This is a genomic window from Comamonas sp. MYb69, from assembly GCF_037479315.1.
Classification (GTDB): Bacteria; Pseudomonadota; Gammaproteobacteria; order Burkholderiales; family Burkholderiaceae_C; genus Comamonas.
Map to the genome: position 1 here is coordinate 59,196 of NZ_JBBGZG010000016.1, position 16,292 is coordinate 75,487.

A 16,292-nucleotide genomic window follows, 5' to 3' on the forward strand; every position below is an offset into this window, starting at 1 on the left:
CTCTTTCTAATGAAAACCATGGAGTCCTCCCTCTGCGGCAGCGCCCAGGCTGGTGGTCTGGCGCTGCAGCTGCTCGCATCATAGGCGCACAGGCCTGCGCTGTGCTGACAATCCATGCCGCTCATGCGGCGGGCGCGAGCACGCGGCTGGCCGCGCGCATGACGCAGTCCGTCAACCGGGCCAGGCTGGTCTGCGCACTGCGCGGCAGCGCCCAGTACAGCGGCACATCCAGCGAGGTGCCGGGCACCAGCGGCACCAGGCTGCCGCGCGCGAGCTGCTCGGCAATCAGCACCGTGGGATGCATGCCCCAGCCCATGCCGATCTCGCAGGCCCGCACATAGCCCTGGTTGGATGGCAGAAAATGCCGGGGCCCGCCGCCCCGGGAGGCCAGGCCCTGGGCTTGCAGCCACTGGTCCTGCAGCCGGTCCTTGCGGTCAAAGGTCATGATGGGCGCCTGGGCCAAGGTCTGGGTGCTCACCCCGTCTGCAAAGTAGCGCGCCATAAAGCCGGGGCTGGCCGCTGCCACATAGCGCATCGTGCCCAGCGGCCAGCTGTTGCAGCCGGGGATCTGGCCACTGGTGCCGGTCACCGCGCCCAGCACGGCCCCCTCGCGCAGCGCCTGGGCGGTGTGGTCCTGGTCGTCGATCCGCAGGTCCAGCAGCTCGTTGCCGCTGGCGGTGAACTCGGCCATCGCATCCATGAACCAGGTCGAGAGCGAGTCGGCATTGACGGCCAGCTTGATCGTCGGCGCGACCGGCGCGTCGGGCAGCAGGTCGGGGTTGCTGCGGCGCAGGGCGTTTTCCAGCAAGGCCACCTGCTCCAGGTGCAGGCACAGGCGCAGGCCGGCCTCGGTGCCGGTGCAGGGGTTGCCGCGCTGCACCAGCACCTGGCCGCTGCGCTCTTCGAGCTGCTTGATGCGCTGCGACACCGCCGACGGGGTGACATGGAGTTTCTTGGCGGCGCGCTCGAAGCTGCCCTCGCGCACCACGGCCGCCAGCGCGGCCAGTCCCAGGTAATCCAGCATTTAGTTTTACTTCATTTGACTAAGATTGTTTAATTTTACTTATTTGTTGGTGCGCCGCACAATAGCCGCCATGTGGACAACAAGCATGACTTCTACCTGGCTGGCCGGTTTCACGGTCTGCCTTTCCTTGATCGTCTCGATCGGTGCGCAAAACCTGTATGTACTGCGCCAGGCCGTGAGTGGCGAGCATGTGCGCGCCTGCGTCGCCTGGTGCGTGTTCAGCGATGCGCTGCTGATCGGCATCGGCGTGGCCGGCATGGCCCAGGTGCTGGGGGATTCGCCCACCCTGGCCTACTACCTGACCTTGGGCGGCGCACTGTTTTTGCTGGCCTACGGCCTGATGGCGCTGTGGCGCGCCGCGATGCCCGCTGGCGCAGCACCCGCTGCCGATGCTGACGGGGATGCGCCCGCCACCGCAGCCCGGCGCGGCCTGTGGCGCGTGCTGGGGGCGCTGGTCGTCATTACCTTGTTCAACCCCCATGTGTACCTGGATACCGTCGTGCTGGTGGGCTCGATCGGTGCGCGCCAGGATGGCAGCCTGAAATGGATCTTTGTGCTGGGCGCGGCCTGTGCCAGCCTGGCCTGGTTTGTGATGCTGGCCAGCGCCGGCCGGCGCCTGCAAACCCTGTTTGCCAAGCCCCAGGCCTGGCGCGTGATGGACGGCTTTACCGGTGTGATGATGCTGGCGCTGGCCTGGTGGGTGTACAGCGGGCTCGGCAGCATCGCGGCTGCCTGAGCCAGGCGATAGCTGGCGGCGCCCAAGGTCTTGCACAGGGGGCTGGGCCCAGCGCTTGCTCTACAATATTTGTAGCTGCGCGCTACGCATAACGAATAACCAAAGCCGAGCCATACCGCTGCAAGCCGTGCTGCCAAGCACTTGAATTTGCAGCGTTTCCCCTCATGTACCCAGGGTAGGCAAGCAGGCAACCGGCCTGTGGCCCCGGCCTTTTATTTGGAAATTTCGTAGTGAACCCCTCTTTTCGCACCACTGCATCCGTTCTTGCTTTGACCATTGCCGGTCTGGTTCTGCCAGGCCTGGCCCACGCCAAGCGCATGGGTGGCGGTGTCAAGCGCCCCGCAGCCACGCAAAAGGCGGCTCCAGCGCCTGCAGCCAAGCCTGCGACGCCAGCAGCCGCTGCACCTGCGGCCGCTCCAGCAGCAGCTGCAGCCCCTGCCGCCGCGGCACCGGCCGGCGGCTCCGGCATGATGGGCACCATGGGCGCAGCCGCCGTGGGCGCCGTCGCTGGCACGATGGCCGGCAGTGCCATGGCAGGCGCCATGGGCGGTGACAAGGGCAAGGAAGAAGCCGCAGCCAAGGAAGCCGAAGCCAAGAAGGCAGAAGCCGAAGCGGCTGCGCTGCAAAAGCAGGCCGATGACGCCAAGGCCAAGGCCGACGCAGCCCGCTCTGCCGTCAAGTAATACGCGTCTTAACGACCTGAACCTACCCGCAGCTGCTGGCAGCCTGCGGGTTTTTTCATTTTCGCGGCGGTTGCCCAACGGCCTGCCCGCTCGCCTGCAGGCTGGCGCGCAGAGGGCGCAGCAACTCGCCCAGGCCGTTGTGGTCGATCTCGTGCATCAGTGCCAGCAGCCGGCCCAGATCGCCTTTGGGAAAGCCTTCACGGGCAAACCAGTTGAGGTAATTGCCTGGCAGGTCCGCAATGGCGCGGCCCTGGTACTTGCCAAAAGGCATGGGGGTGGTGAGCAGGCGCAGCAGTTGCTCGGGGTCAAACGGGCTAGACATGGCCCAGAGCATAGCGCGGCCGGCGCCCGGCGCCCGGCGGCCGGCGGCTGCCCGGACTGTCGCTTTGGGCCATAAAGATCAATTTCTTTATAACCAAATCTCTTTATATTCTTTGATCGATATGCTAATCAAGGCTAGACTTGCACCATCTTGGTTCAGTCCCATCAAGAAAAAATCCATGTGTTGCCCGGGCTGGTCTTTCTCATCTGTTCAAAACACCATGTTCAAAAAAACGCTTTCCGTTCTTGCCATCGCGGCCCTGGCCGTGTCTGCCCACGCTGCCGATGTGGTGCTGAAAGTGGCGGCCTCGCCGGTGCCACATGCCGAAATCCTCAATTTCATCAAGCCCAAGCTCAAGGCCGAGGGTGTGGATCTGCAAGTGCGCGAGTTCAGCGACTACATCCAGCCCAATGCGGCGGTGGAAGACAAGCAGCTCGATGCCAACTTCTTCCAGCACCAGCCCTACCTGGACAGCTACAACAAGGACCGCAAGAGCTCGCTGGTGCAAGTGCCCAATGGCAAGGTGCATGTGGAGCCCTTTGGCGCCTACTCCAGCAAGATCAAGAACATCAAGGACCTGAAGGACGGCGCCACCGTGGCCATCCCCAATGACCCGTCCAACGGCGGCCGCGCCTTGCTGCTGCTGCAAAAGCACGGCCTGATCGAGCTCAAGGACGCCTCCAAGCTGACCTCCACCCCGCTGGACATCGCCAAGAACCCCAAGAAGCTCAAGTTCAAGGAACTCGAAGCGCCGCTGCTGCCGCGCGCGCTGGGTGATGTCGATCTGGCCCTGATCAACACCAACTACGCGATCGAAGCCAAGCTCAACCCGACCAAGGACGCGCTGTTCATCGAAGGTTCTGATTCGCCCTACACCAACATCATTGCTGCCCGCGCGGACCGCGCCAATGACGAAGCCATTGCCAAGCTGACCCGCGCGCTGCATGGCGACGATGTGAAGAAATTCATCCTGGAAAAGTACAAGGGCGCCGTGGTTCCCGCGTTCTGATAGGCAAGCAAGCTGCCCTGGCAGGGCATAGCAGCATCCCGCACATTTTGTTGACGGGTATTTACAAAAGGCACTCCAACCGAGTGCCTTTTGTTGTTTTGGACGCTGTACCATGCAGGGTCGGCCCGGATAGCGCACACTGCCACGGGCCACTCCAGAATTCGCGACCTCCCCCCATCCATGTCCAAACTCATCGTGCACGGCGGCACCCCTTTGCAGGGCCGCATCATTCCCTCGTCCAACAAGAATGCCGTTTTGCCTGTGCTGTGCGCGACGTTGTTGACGGCCCAGCCCCTGGTGCTCCATGGCGTGCCGGACATCACCGATGTGCGCAAGATCCTGGACATCTTCGGCAAGCTCGGCTCCAGCGTGCAGATGGACTACGCCAGCGGCGTGCTCCAACTGCACCACCGCGACACGCATTTTGATGCCTGCAAGCACCACTTGCCCGAGGAAATGCGCTCGTCCATCATGCTGGTGCCGCCGCTGCTGGCCCGTTTTGGCGTGGCGCGGCTGGAGGACAACGTCAAGGGCTGCACCCTGGGCGTGCGCGAGATCGATCCGCACATCGAGGTGTTCCGCCGCTTTGGCGGCCGGGTCGAGCATGGCGAGGGCTCGCTCATCGTGCGCTGCGATGGCCCGCTGCAGGCCACGCAGCACTGGCTGGACTATGCCTCGGTCACCACCACCGAAAACTTTGTGCTGTGCGCAGCCACGGCCAAGGGCAGCTCGGTGCTGACCAATGCCGCCTGCGAGCCGCATGTGCAGGAGTTCTGCCGCTTTATGGTGATGCTGGGCGCCAGGATCGAGGGCATTGGCACCTCGCGCCTGACGGTGCATGGCGTCGAGCAGCTGGGCGGCGGCGAGTTCCATTTCGAGGAAGACTTCCACGAGATCACCACCTTCCTGGCGCTGGGCGCGATCACCGGCGGCGATGTGCAGGTGCGCAACCGCACACCCGACAACTTCCCGCTGATCGACCGCACCTTTGCCAAGTTTGGCGTGCAGATCGAGCACAAGGACGGCTGGTCGCGCGCCATCCGCAAGGGCCCGCTCAAGGTCGAGACGCCGTTTACCCGCAATGTGCTGACCAAGGTCGAGGCCGCGCCCTGGCCGTACTTCCCGGTCGATCTGCTGCCGATCTTCATCGCGCTGGGCGTGCGCGCCGAAGGCAATGCGATGTTCTGGAACAAGGTCTATGACGGCGCTTTGGGCTGGACCGGTGAGCTGTCCAAGTTCGGTGCCCATGTGTTCTCGTCCGACCCGCACCGCATCGTCACGCTGGGCGGCAATCCGCTCAGCCCCGCCGTGGTGGAGAGCCCCTACATCATCCGCGTGGCCATTGCCTTGTTCATGGTGGCCGCCAGCATCGAAGGGCGCTCCGAGATTCGCAATGCCGCGCCGATCAAGCGCGCGCACCCCCGCTTTGTCGAGAACCTGCAAAGCCTGGGCGCCAAGGTGGAGTGGGCGGGCGAGAACTAAGCTGCCTCCATCCCAACACCCAAGCGCTTGCCGTCTATACGGCAGGCGCTTTTTGCATGGTGGGTGGCTGCGGTGCTCAGGCGACGGCCTGGCCTTCGGTCTTGGGCGCTGCCGCCTGCGGCGGGGCAGAGGGCTTGGCCGTCAGCGTGCTGCCCATCGCTGCAAACATGATCAGCCCAATGGCCGACCACTGGGTCGCGGTCAGCAGCTCGCCCAGCACCAGCATGCCGGCGATGGCGGCAATGGCGGGCTCGGTGGCGAGCATGGTGGAAAACGCGCCCGAGCTCAGGCGCTTGAGTGCAAACATCTCCAAGGTGTAGGGAATGGCGCTGGAGACAGCGGCCACTGCCAGGCCATAGAGCAGGATCGAGGGCTGCAGCAGCTTGGCGCCGGCCTCGGCAATGCCAAAGGGCACCACCACGATGGCCGCAGTCAGCAGTGCCAGCGACACCACCATGCCGCCATGCATGTGGCCGGCGCGCTTGCCCAGCACGATGTAGCCGGCCCAGCAGGCCGAGGCCAGGATGGCAAAGCACAGGCCCACCGGGTCGAGCGCGGCAGTCTGCACGCCAAACATCGGCAGCACCAGCAGCAAAAACAGGCCCAGCGCCGCCAGGCCCAGCCAGACCAGATCGAGCAGCCGGCGCGAGGTCCACACCGCCACCGACAGCGGGCCGACAAACTCGATGGCCACCGTCACGCCAAAGGGCAGGCGCTTGATGGCCATGTAGAACAGCAGGTTCATCAGGCCCAGCACCACGCCAAAGATCGCAATCTGCCCCAGGTGGGCCCTGCTAGGCCCAAAGCGCCAGGGGCGCCAGATGAGCAGCAGCAGCAATGCCGAAAAGCCCACGCGCAACGCGGTGGTGCCCTGGGCGCCGACAACGGGGAACAGGTGTTTGGCAAAGCTGGTGCCCAGGCACAGCGCGCTGACCGAGCCCAATACGGCCAAGGAGGGCAGCAGCCGCTGCCAGAGAGAATCTTGCATGGCCGAGATAATATTGCAGCTGGGCGAAGTAAATTGCTCGAAAAATCGGTGCCAAATGCAAGTTTCACTCTTGCTGCGCACTCCTCCTCCAGGCCCTTGCGATGAACGCTGAACTCGATCCCTTCGACCTGGCCATTTTGGCCATCCTGCAGCGCGACAACCTGCGCCCCCAGCGCGAGGTGGCCGAGCAGGTGAACCTGTCACCGGCTGCCGTGCAGCGGCGCATCCGCCGCCTGCAAGACAGCGGCGTGATTGCGGCCAATACCGCGCAGCTCAGCCCCGAGGCCGTGGGCCGGCCGCTGACGATCTTTATCGAGGTGCAGCTGGTCAATGAGCTCGATGCGCTGACCCAGGGCTTCCGCGCCCGGGTGGCGGCGGAGACGGCGGTGCAGCAGTGCTATGCCGTCACCGGCCAGACGGACTACCTGCTGGTGGTGACCGCGCGCGACATGCAGGAGTACCAGGCGATCACCCAGCGGCTGTTTGACGGCGACCAGAATATCCAGCGCTTCAACACCTCGATTGCGCTGGCCACGCTCAAGCGCAGCCTGCATCTGCCGCTGCCTGTGCGATAAGCGAGTGGTTCTGCAAAGGGGTGGGTGAGGAGGGCGCGTTAATGCGCCACTGCCTGCACCGGCAGGAACTGCAGCAAGCTGCCGCCGGCCAGCCCCTGCACATAGCCAATCACCGCGCGCCGGTATTTCTCGGACACGACATCGGCCATCAGGTCATTGCGGGCAATCATCTTGCCAAATTCGCGCTCAAAGCTCAGGTTGCGCTCGCTGGCATTGAGCTCGTTGCTCAGCAGCATGGTCTGGCCATTGCCCAGCTTGCGGTGGGTAAGCATCCAGTTGGCAATCTCCAGGTTGCGCGAGGCGTTGTAGACCGCCTGGGCATCGAGCCCATGGATCAGGTAGAAGGTGGTGCGGCCGCCGTAGGCGGTGATCAGCATGTCGGCCGTGGCCCAGGTGAAGGCGGCCACCCGGTCGCCGGCAAATTCGGGCGCCAATGCCATGCTCATGCCGGCAATGTCGCGTTGATCCAACAGTTCGGGCCAGGGTTGCTGGTTTTCGATCGCCTCGCGCACGGCCTTCATCGCCGCTTCGCGGTTGTCAAAACCGCCCTTGCGCCACTCCTGCGGGTTGCGGCGGTAGAGCTTGTCCATCAGCACATACAGGCTTTGCAGGTTGGCGCGCATGCTCAAGGTGGCCATGCGGTTCACATCGGACTGGCCCCATTCCTGGGCCTGCATATCGCGTTCGGGGACTTTGCCGCGGGTGGGCGGGGTGCTGGAGCAGCCCCCTTGCAGCAATAACGCAGCCAGGCAGGCGGACATTCCAACAGATCGGGCGTAGCGATAGGGCATATCTAATCGTCAAGGTCTGCTATCGTTTTGATTATGGCAAGCCCGTTGGCGCCCGGATTGCGGGAAGACCAGCAGATTGCATCAGAATGTGGGAAAATGACAGTCGTTTTAGATTCCATCCACTGGTAAGAGCGAGAAAGGCAACATCGGTTATGACACCGCGAACTACAACCACTTGGGGTTTGACTGGCCAGTAAGGCCGGTGGTTCGCGCCTGTACGACGATTTCGTCTCCTTACACCAAAGCGCGGACAAGCTCCGCGCTTTTTGCTTTTCTGGCAGCGCGGCTTGGTAAAAGCTCACGATTATTTAGGATTTCTCATGGTTCAAATTACGCTTCCCGATGGCTCCAAGCGCGACTACCCGGGCCCCGTGTCGGTGGCCGAGGTCGCTGCATCGATTGGCGCTGGCCTGGCCAAGGCCGCGCTGGCTGGCAAGGTAGGTCTGGGCGACAACGCCAAGGTGGTGGACACCAGCTTTGTCATCGACCGCGACATGCCGCTGTCCATCGTGACGGCCAAGGACGCCGATGGCCTGGAAGTGATCCGCCACTCCACCGCCCACTTGCTGGCCTATGCCGTCAAGGAGCTGTTCCCGGAAGCCCAGGTCACCATCGGCCCGGTGATCGACAACGGTTTCTACTACGACTTCGCCTACAAGCGCCCCTTCACGCCCGAAGACCTGGTGGCGATCGAAAAGCGCATGACCGAGCTGGCCAACAAGGACGAGCCCGTGGTGCGCCGCGTGCTGCCGCGTGACGAAGCCGTGGCCTATTTCAAGGGTCTGGGCGAGAACTACAAGGCCGAGATCATTGCCTCCATCCCCAGCAATGAAGATGTGAGCCTGTACCGCGAAGGCGCGTTCGAAGACCTGTGCCGTGGCCCCCACGTGCCCAGCACCGGCAAGCTCAAGCACTTCAAGCTGATGAAGGTGGCGGGCGCCTACTGGCGCGGCGACCACAACAACGAGATGCTGCAACGCATCTACGGCACGGCCTGGGCCAGCAAGGACGATCTGCAGCAGTACCTGACGATGCTCGAAGAGGCCGAAAAGCGCGACCACCGCAAGCTCGGCCGCGAACTCGATCTGTTCCACATCGACGAGCACTCGCCCGGTACTGTGTTCTGGCACCCCAAGGGCTGGTCGATCTGGCAGGAAGTCGAGCAGTACATGCGCAAGGTGTACCGCGACAACGGCTACCAGGAAGTCAAGGGCCCGCAGATCCTGGACAAGACCCTGTGGGAGAAGACCGGCCACTGGGACAAGTACCGCGAGAACATGTTCACGACCGAGTCGGAAAAGCGCGAGTACGCGCTCAAGCCGATGAACTGCCCCGGCCACATCCTCATCTACAAGCAAGGCATCAAGAGCTACCGCGATCTGCCGCTGCGCTTTGGTGAGTTTGGCGCCTGCCACCGCAACGAGCCCACCGGCTCGCTGCACGGCATCATGCGCGTGCGTGCCTTCACGCAGGATGACGGCCACATCTTCTGCCTGCCCGAGCAGATCCAGGCCGAGGTGACCGCGTTCACCGCACTGCTGCAAAAGGTCTATGCAGACTTTGGCTTCAGCAACATCCTCTACCGCCTCTCGACCCGCCCTGAAAAGCGCATCGGCAGCGACGAGAGCTGGGATGCGGCCGAAGCGGCGCTGGCCGAGGGCCTGCGTGCCTCGGGTTGCGAGTTCGAGTACCTGCCCGGTGAGGGCGCGTTCTACGGCCCCAAGATCGAGTACACCTTGAAGGACGCGCTTGGCCGTGAATGGCAGTGCGGCACCATCCAGGTCGACCCGAACCTGCCCGAGCGCCTCGATGCCGAGTTTGTCGGCGAAGACGGCGAGCGCCACCGCCCCATCATGCTGCACCGCGCGATCGTGGGCTCGCTCGAGCGCTTCATCGGCATCCTGATCGAGCAGCACGCTGGCGCGCTGCCCGCCTGGCTGGCGCCCACGCAGGTGGCCGTGCTCAACATCACCGATGCGCAAGGCGCCTACGTGCAGGAAGTGGCCGACAAACTGCGTAAGGCCTTGCCGAGCCAAGGGCTGCGTGTGGTTACCGATCTGCGCAACGAGAAGATTACGTATAAAATACGGGAGCATTCGTTGCAAAAGCTGCCCTATATTCTTGTCGCCGGCGACAAGGAGAAGGCAGCTGGAGCCGTAGCAGTGCGCGCCCGGGGCGGTAAAGACCTCGGTGTGATGTCCATCGATGCATTCGTCGACTTGATTGCCAAGGACATTGCCGCTAAAGCCTAAACAGCCTCTTGCTGGTTCGTCAAAGCTTTGGACAGCGTGGACTGCGTTTTGAGCAGCTACGCTGTCGTAGTTTTTAAATTTTTAGGGTGAAAGCCATAGCTACTGAATTCCGTGATCGCCGCCACCGCGAAGAACGCAAACACCGTCTGAATCGTGAGATTCAGGCACCAGAAGTGCGTCTGTCCGGTCCTGATAATGAACCGCTGGGCATCGTGCCGCTGATGGAAGCGCTGCGCATGGCCGGAGAGCTGGACGTTGACCTGGTGGAGATTGTCGCCACGGCCACGCCTCCCGTTTGCCGCCTGATGGACTACGGCAAGTTCAAGTATCTGGAGCAAAAGAAGGCGGCCGAGGCCAAGGCCAAGCAAACCGTCATCGAAATCAAGGAAATCAAGTTCCGCCCCGGTACTGATGATGGCGACTACAACGTCAAGATGCGCAATATCCGCCGCTTCCTGGCCGAAGGCGACAAGGTCAAGGTGACCCTGCGCTTCCGTGGTCGTGAAATCACCCACCAGAACCTGGGTATGGACCTGCTCAACCGCATCCGCGACGAGCTGGCCGACCTGATCCAGGTCGAGCAGTTCCCCAAGCTCGAAGGCCGCCAGATGATCATGATGATCGCTCCGGCGCGCAAGAAGCCCGGTGGCGCTGCAGCTGGCAAGCCGGTCGAGGGAAATTCCTCGCCAGTAGCCACAGCTTAAAGAAGCGGTTAGAATACCGGATTACCGACAAGCGGCTTAGGCCGCTTTCGGTTTTTAGCAGGGTAGGGGCAGCAACTGCCTGGGTCTGGGGTTTCGGCCTTGGTGCTCAGGGTGGGCGCAGCCAACGCCTTGCGCATTGATAGAGTAGATCTAATCTAGGTCTGTCACAAAAGTGGCTCGGGGCCAAAACAAGTTTCATCATGGCGATGAAACGCCTCACGAGCACAAACATAAGGAGCATTCACATGCCCAAAATGAAGACCAAAAGCAGCGCGAAGAAGCGTTTTCGCGTTCGTCCAGGTGGCACCGTCAAGCGCGGTCAAGCCTTCAAGCGTCACATCTTGACCAAGAAGACCACCAAGAACAAGCGCCATCTGCGTGGTGCAACCGCTGTGCATGAGACCAACATGGGTCACATGGCACAAATGTTGCCCGGCATGGGCCTGTAATTCACTGACGAACTAGGAGAAAACACATGCCTCGCGTCAAACGTGGTGTAACGGCACGCGCCCGTCACAAAAAAGTTCTGGCCCTTGCTAAGGGTTTCCGCGGTCGCCGTGGTAACGTCTTCCGCGTTGCCAAGCAAGCGGTAATGAAGGCAGGCCAGTACGCCTACCGTGACCGTCGTACCAAGAAGCGCGTGTTCCGCCAACTGTGGATCGCCCGTATCAATGCGGCTTCCCGTGAACTGGGCCTGACCTACAGCCAGTTCGCCAACGGCCTGAAGAAGGCTGCCATTGAAATCGACCGCAAGATGCTGGCCGATATCGCCGTGCACGACAAGGCTGCTTTTGCAGCTATCGTCGACCAAGTCAAGGCCAAGCTGGCTGCCTAAGGTCACGATCGGTAGTTACTGTTGATTTAGTAGCTGCTGGTGCACACACAGCAAGGGCTAGGGCTTGAAAAGGCGCTAGCCCTTGTTTTTTTATCGCCAGGCTGCTTTTGGCGGCCCGGCACCTAAGTCGATAAGAGTCGATATGAACGAGTTGGATTCTCTGGTCGAAAGCGCGCAGCAACTGTTTGCGCAGGCCCATACCCCCGCTGATCTGGAAAACGCCAAGGCGCAGTTTCTGGGCAAGTCGGGCAAGATGACCGAGCTCATGAAGGGCATGGCGCAGCTTTCCGTCGAAGAGAAAAAATCGCGCGGTGCCGCTATCAACGTGGCCAAGCAGGCGATTGAGGCGGCCTTGACGGCACGCCGCAAGGCGCTGGCCGATGCCGAGCTGCAAGCCCACCTCAAGGCCGAAGTGCTGGATGTGAGCCTGCCCGGCCGCCGCCGTGGCAGCGGTGGTCTGCACCCCGTGTCCATCACGATGGAGCGCATCGAAGGCATCTTCGGTTCCATGGGCTTCGATGTGGCCGAAGGCCCCGAGATCGAATCCGACTGGTTCAACTTCACCGCGCTCAACACGCCCGAAGACCATCCCGCGCGCTCGATGCACGACACCTTCTATGTTGAAGGCGGCACGCAGCACGCGCCCAACCTGCTGCGCACGCACACCAGCCCGATGCAGGTGCGCCATGCGGTCCAGCACGTCAAGCGCTACCGCAACTTGATCGATGCGGGCCAGACCATGCCCGAGATCCGCGTGATCGCGCCGGGCCGCACCTACCGCGTGGACTCGGACGCCACCCACTCGCCGATGTTCCACCAGTGCGAAGGCCTGTGGATCGGCGAGAACGTGAGCTTCAAGGACCTCAAGGTCGTGTTCACCGACTTCTGCAAGACCTTCTTCGAGCAGGATGACCTGGTGCTGCGCTTTCGCCCCAGCTTCTTCCCGTTCACCGAGCCCTCGGCCGAGATCGACATCCAGTTCCAAAGCGGGCCGCTGGCCGGCCGCTGGCTGGAAGTCTCGGGCGCCGGCCAGGTGCACCCCAATGTGGTGCGCAACATGGGGCTCGATCCCGAGAAATACATTGGCTTTGCCTTTGGCATGGGCCCCGACCGCCTGACCATGCTGCGTTATGGCGTCAATGACCTGCGCCTGTTCTTTGACGGCGATATCCGCTTCCTGTCGCAGTTCCAGTCATGAGCACGGAGCGGTTGGTGCTGCAGATCTGCAATGTGATCCCCAGCCCCCGGGCAGCTTGCGCTGACAGCCGCTCCCCATTGAAAAGCAAGAACGCCCGGCCTGCCGCTGCCCAAGACGGCGCAGCAGGCCTGAACGCCAAAGAGTCCGACTATGCAATTTCCTGAATCCTGGTTGCGCCAATACTGCAACCCGTCGCTGACCACCCAAGAGCTGGCCGATACCTTGACCATGGCAGGCCTCGAGGTCGAAGAACTCGACCCCGTAGCGCCCCCCTTCACCGGCATCGTTGTCGGTGAGATCAAGGAAGCGGTGCAACACCCCGATGCCGACCGCCTGCGCGTCTGCCAGGTCGATGTGGGCGGCCCTGAGCTGCTCAACATTGTCTGCGGCGCGCCCAATGCGCGCGTGGGCATCCGCATCCCTTGCGCGACCGTGGGCGCCGAGCTGCCGCCCGGTGCGGACGGCAAGCCTTTCAAGATCAAGATCGGCAAGCTGCGCGGCGTGCAAAGCTTTGGCATGCTGTGCTCAGCCAAGGAGCTGGGCATTGCCGACGACCACGGCGGTCTGCTGGAGCTGCCCGCCGATGCGCCGCTGGGCCAGAACGTGCGCGAGTACCTGAACCTCGACGACACCTTGTTCACCCTCAAGCTCACGCCCAATCTGGCGCACTGCCTGTCGGTCTATGGTGTGGCGCGTGAGCTGTCGGCACTGACCGGCACGCCGCTCAAGGCGCTGTCCTTCCCGGCGGCGGCTGTGGCCTCGCAAGACAAGCTGCCCGTCAAGATCGAAGCGACCGACCTGTGCGGCCGTTTCTCCGGCCGCATCGTGCGCAACGTCAACACCCAGGTCAAGACCCCGCAGTGGATGATCGACCGTCTGGCCCGTTGCGGCCAGCGCGCCGTCAGCCCCCTGGTCGACATCTCCAACTATGTGATGTTCGAACTGGGCCGTCCCAGCCACATCTTCGATCTGGACAAGATCAGCGGCGGCCTGAGCGTGCGCTGGGGCAAGCAGGGCGAAACGCTCAAGCTGCTCAACGGCAACACCATCGAGATCGACGACTTCCTCAAGGTCGGTGTGATCGCGGACGCGCACGGCCTGGAGTCGCTGGCCGGCATCATGGGTGGCGATGCCACCGCCGTGTCCGACGACACCAAGAACATCTATATCGAAGCGGCCTTCTGGTTCCCCAAGGCCGTTGCCGGCCGCTCGCGCCACTTCAATTTCTCGACCGACGCGGGCCACCGCTTCGAGCGCGGTGTGGACCCCCAGTTCACCACCGAGCACATCGAGCGCATCACCCAGCTGGTGCTGGAGATCTGCGGCACGCCTGAGACCCAGGTGGCCGCCATGGACGACCAGCAGCCCAACATGCCTGCGCCCAAGACGGTGCAGCTGCGCGTGGCACGTGCGGCCAAGGTCATCGGCATGCCGGTGACCCAGCAGCAGTGCCTCGATGCGCTGAACGGCCTGGGTCTGCCCGCCACCGTGGCGCAAGAAGGCGTGATCAGCGTGACTGCGCCTACCTTCCGCTTCGACATCAACTTGGAAGAAGACCTGGTTGAAGAAATCGCGCGGATGATTGGCTACGAGAACCTGCCCACCAGCAAGCCGCTGGCGCCGATCTCGCCCAAGCTGCGTGCCGAAAACTCCCGCAGCCCCTACGCCGTGCGCCATGCGCTGGCCGGCCTGGGCTACCAGGAGACCATCAACTTCAGCTTTGTCGAAGAAAAGTGGGAGCAGGAGCTGGCGGGCAACACCCAGGCCATCAAGCTGCTCAACCCCATCGCCAGCCATCTGAGCGTGATGCGCTCGTCGTTGCTGGGCTCGCTGCTGCAGGTGCTCAAGTTCAATGTGGACCGCAAAGCTCAGCGCGTGCGCGTGTTCGAGCTGGGCCGCGTGTTCTTCAAGGACGATTCGGTCGCCGAGTCCGACACCACCGTCAAGGGCTTCCACCAGCCCATGCGCGTGGCGGGCCTGGCCTATGGCGCAGCCGACCAGCTGCAATGGGGCCGCAGCGAGACCAAGGTCGATTTCTACGACGTCAAGGGCGATGTCGAGGCACTGCTCGCACCGCTCAAGCCGGTGTTTGAAGCGGCCGAGCACCCCGCGCTGCACCCCGGCCGCTGCGCCCGCGTGCTGCTGGACGGCAAGGCCATCGGCTTTGTTGGCGAGCTGCACCCCCAGTGGCGCCAGGAATGGGATCTAGCCCAGGCGCCGGTGATGTTCGAGCTGGCCCTCGATGCCGTGCTGGCACGCCAGGTGCCGGTGTTCGCACCGGTGGCCAAGCACCAGATGGTCGAGCGCGACATTGCCGTCGTGGTCAAGGAAGCCGTCACCCACGCCCAGATCATGCAGGCCATCACGGCTGCCAGCGCAGGTGCTATCCTGCGCAGTGCCGTGCTGTTTGACGTGTTCCGGCCCAAGAAGCTCAAGGCCGGCGAAGAGGCCGCCGCCGGCAGCCTGGCTCAGGATGAGAAGAGCCTGGCCGTGCGTCTGAGCCTGGGCCATGACGAGCGCGCGCTCGAAGACACCGAGATCGAAGCGGCCGTGCAGGCCGTGGTCGAACAACTCACACAAAGCCTGGGTGCGCGTCTGCGCTGATCCCACACGCGAGGATTGCTATATGGAATTCACCGTTGAGAGCCTGGAACAACCTGCGCTGACCAAGGCGCAGCTGGCCGATATGCTGTTTGACAACATCGGCCTGAACAAGCGCGAAGCCAAGGACATGGTCGATGCCTTTTTCGACCTGATCTCGGAGAGCTTGATCAAGGGCGAGGATGTGAAGCTGTCGAGCTTTGGCAATTTCCAGGTGCGCATGAAAAAGGCCCGCCCCGGCCGCAATCCGCGCACCGGCGAAGAGGTGCCGATCGAGGCGCGCCGCGTGGTCACCTTCCATGCCAGCGGCAAGCTCAAGGATTCGGTGCAGGCCCCCGCCGACATGGAGTGACGCAGGCCCTGGGCGCGCGGCCGCCTGCAGTGCGTTGGCACTGAAGGTCAAACCGTCGCCCGCTTTCGCCTATATGCAACACGGCCGCTTTCGCGGCTGTTTACAATTTGTCCATGGAAAAACAGCTGCCCCCCATCCCTGCCAAGCGCTACTTCACCATCGGTGAGGTATCGGTGCTGTGCGACGTCAAGCCGCATGTGCTGCGCTACTGGGAGCAGGAGTTCACGCAGCTGCGCCCGGTCAAGCGCCGGGGCAACCGCCGCTATTACCAGCACCACGAGGTGCTGATGATCCGCCGCATCCGTGAGCTGCTCTATGAGCGGGGCTTTACGATCAGCGGCGCGCGCAACCAGCTCCAGTCACTGCCGCGCGGCCAGGCCATGCTTGATGCGCTGGAAGACGACAGCATGTTCGCGCTGCAGGACGAAGGTGCCGATACGCTGGCTGCCGGCATGGCTGAAAGCGCCGAACCGCTGAGCTGGCAGCAGGCCGCGATCGAATTGCAAGAAATTCGTCGCATTCTTTCCGGAGACCCCGAAAACTAGGTATATAATTCAAGTCTTCGGAATGTAGCGCAGCCTGGTAGCGCACTTGCATGGGGTGCAAGGGGTCGCGAGTTCGAATCCCGCCATTCCGACCAAAAAGACAAGGACTTAGCTCGAAAGAGCTAAGTCCTTTTTCTTTTGTTGCGCGCAGGTTTTCAAGTGCGTTGCCAATGCTGTTTTCCTATCTTTCTGCAC

Annotated in this window: 17 protein-coding genes and 1 tRNA gene; 14 read left to right on the forward strand and 4 right to left on the reverse strand. The window is 62.8% G+C overall.

Annotated features, from left to right (window positions below; translation table 11 throughout):
• Nucleotides 1–121: 121 nt before the first annotated feature.
• Nucleotides 122–1,024, reverse strand: coding sequence for an HTH-type transcriptional regulator ArgP (locus tag WH303_RS19910; protein ID WP_312989803.1), 903 nt, complete (start codon nt 1,022–1,024; stop codon nt 122–124).
• Nucleotides 1,025–1,094: 70 nt separating this feature from the next.
• Between WH303_RS19910 and WH303_RS19915 the strand changes: the two genes are divergently transcribed.
• Nucleotides 1,095–1,760 carry a LysE/ArgO family amino acid transporter gene (locus WH303_RS19915; protein WP_339520597.1) on the forward strand — a complete coding sequence of 222 codons (666 nt, stop codon included), beginning with the start codon at nt 1,095–1,097 and terminating at the stop codon, nt 1,758–1,760.
• 230 nt (nt 1,761–1,990) lie between these two features.
• On the forward strand, nt 1,991–2,443 hold the full coding sequence (locus tag WH303_RS19920) for an ABC transporter substrate-binding protein (protein WP_339520598.1): 453 nt from the start codon (nt 1,991–1,993) through the stop codon (nt 2,441–2,443).
• 55 nt (nt 2,444–2,498) lie between these two features.
• Here WH303_RS19920 and WH303_RS19925 read toward each other — a convergent pair whose 3' ends face one another.
• Nucleotides 2,499–2,765: a DUF3820 family protein gene (locus WH303_RS19925; RefSeq protein WP_339520600.1), complete on the reverse strand. Its 267-nt coding sequence runs from the start codon at nt 2,763–2,765 to the stop codon at nt 2,499–2,501.
• A 220-nt stretch (nt 2,766–2,985) separates the two neighbouring features.
• On the opposite strand from WH303_RS19925, the gene WH303_RS19930 reads away from it, so the two are divergent.
• Both WH303_RS19930 and WH303_RS19935 read left to right on the forward strand, forming a co-directional pair.
• On the forward strand, nt 2,986–3,774 hold the full coding sequence (locus WH303_RS19930) for a MetQ/NlpA family ABC transporter substrate-binding protein (protein ID WP_312989316.1): 789 nt from the start codon (nt 2,986–2,988) through the stop codon (nt 3,772–3,774).
• Between the two features lie 180 nt (nt 3,775–3,954).
• Nucleotides 3,955–5,256 carry a UDP-N-acetylglucosamine 1-carboxyvinyltransferase gene (locus WH303_RS19935; RefSeq protein WP_021025164.1) on the forward strand — a complete coding sequence of 434 codons (1,302 nt, stop codon included), beginning with the start codon at nt 3,955–3,957 and terminating at the stop codon, nt 5,254–5,256.
• A 76-nt stretch (nt 5,257–5,332) separates the two neighbouring features.
• Here the strand turns inward: WH303_RS19935 and WH303_RS19940 are convergent, their stop codons facing one another.
• The gene (locus tag WH303_RS19940) at nt 5,333–6,244 is read right to left on the reverse strand and encodes an EamA family transporter (protein WP_339520603.1); all 912 of its coding nucleotides are present in this window, start codon (nt 6,242–6,244) and stop codon (nt 5,333–5,335) included.
• A 101-nt stretch (nt 6,245–6,345) separates the two neighbouring features.
• Here WH303_RS19940 and WH303_RS19945 point away from each other — a divergent pair, with 101 nt between their 5' ends.
• Nucleotides 6,346–6,819 (forward strand): Lrp/AsnC family transcriptional regulator, encoded by a 474-nt coding sequence (locus tag WH303_RS19945; RefSeq protein ID WP_339520604.1) that lies wholly within the window; start codon nt 6,346–6,348, stop codon nt 6,817–6,819.
• A 38-nt stretch (nt 6,820–6,857) separates the two neighbouring features.
• On the opposite strand, the gene WH303_RS19950 is transcribed toward WH303_RS19945, so the two are convergent.
• A complete protein-coding gene (locus WH303_RS19950; RefSeq protein WP_339520606.1) occupies nt 6,858–7,580 on the reverse strand; it encodes a hypothetical protein in 723 nt (240 codons plus the stop codon).
• Nucleotides 7,581–7,930: 350 nt separating this feature from the next.
• Here WH303_RS19950 and thrS point away from each other — a divergent pair, with 350 nt between their 5' ends.
• The 9 genes from thrS (at nt 7,931) to WH303_RS19995 (ending at nt 16,192) form a co-directional block, all read left to right on the forward strand.
• Entirely contained in the window at nt 7,931–9,862 is a 1,932-nt protein-coding gene (gene thrS / locus WH303_RS19955) for a threonine--tRNA ligase (RefSeq protein WP_021025160.1), read from the forward strand.
• 86 nt (nt 9,863–9,948) lie between these two features.
• A complete protein-coding gene (gene infC / locus WH303_RS19960) occupies nt 9,949–10,566 on the forward strand; it encodes a translation initiation factor IF-3 (protein ID WP_021025159.1) in 618 nt (205 codons plus the stop codon).
• Nucleotides 10,567–10,811: 245 nt separating this feature from the next.
• The gene (rpmI, locus tag WH303_RS19965; RefSeq protein WP_021025158.1) at nt 10,812–11,015 is read left to right on the forward strand and encodes a 50S ribosomal protein L35; all 204 of its coding nucleotides are present in this window, start codon (nt 10,812–10,814) and stop codon (nt 11,013–11,015) included.
• Nucleotides 11,016–11,041: 26 nt separating this feature from the next.
• A complete protein-coding gene (gene rplT, locus WH303_RS19970; RefSeq protein WP_021025157.1) occupies nt 11,042–11,401 on the forward strand; it encodes a 50S ribosomal protein L20 in 360 nt (119 codons plus the stop codon).
• A 142-nt stretch (nt 11,402–11,543) separates the two neighbouring features.
• The gene (gene pheS, locus WH303_RS19975) at nt 11,544–12,599 is read left to right on the forward strand and encodes a phenylalanine--tRNA ligase subunit alpha (protein WP_021025156.1); all 1,056 of its coding nucleotides are present in this window, start codon (nt 11,544–11,546) and stop codon (nt 12,597–12,599) included.
• A gap of 150 nt (nt 12,600–12,749) precedes the next feature.
• Nucleotides 12,750–15,203 (forward strand): phenylalanine--tRNA ligase subunit beta, encoded by a 2,454-nt coding sequence (pheT, locus tag WH303_RS19980; RefSeq protein WP_021025155.1) that lies wholly within the window; start codon nt 12,750–12,752, stop codon nt 15,201–15,203.
• A 22-nt stretch (nt 15,204–15,225) separates the two neighbouring features.
• Entirely contained in the window at nt 15,226–15,552 is a 327-nt protein-coding gene (locus tag WH303_RS19985; RefSeq protein WP_021025154.1) for an integration host factor subunit alpha, read from the forward strand.
• Nucleotides 15,553–15,665: 113 nt separating this feature from the next.
• Complete coding sequence (locus WH303_RS19990; protein ID WP_021025153.1) at nt 15,666–16,097, forward strand: MerR family transcriptional regulator; 432 nt, start codon at nt 15,666–15,668, stop codon at nt 16,095–16,097.
• A gap of 18 nt (nt 16,098–16,115) precedes the next feature.
• Nucleotides 16,116–16,192: transfer RNA gene (locus WH303_RS19995), tRNA-Pro, on the forward strand.
• The last annotated feature ends 100 nt before the right edge of the window (nt 16,193–16,292 follow it).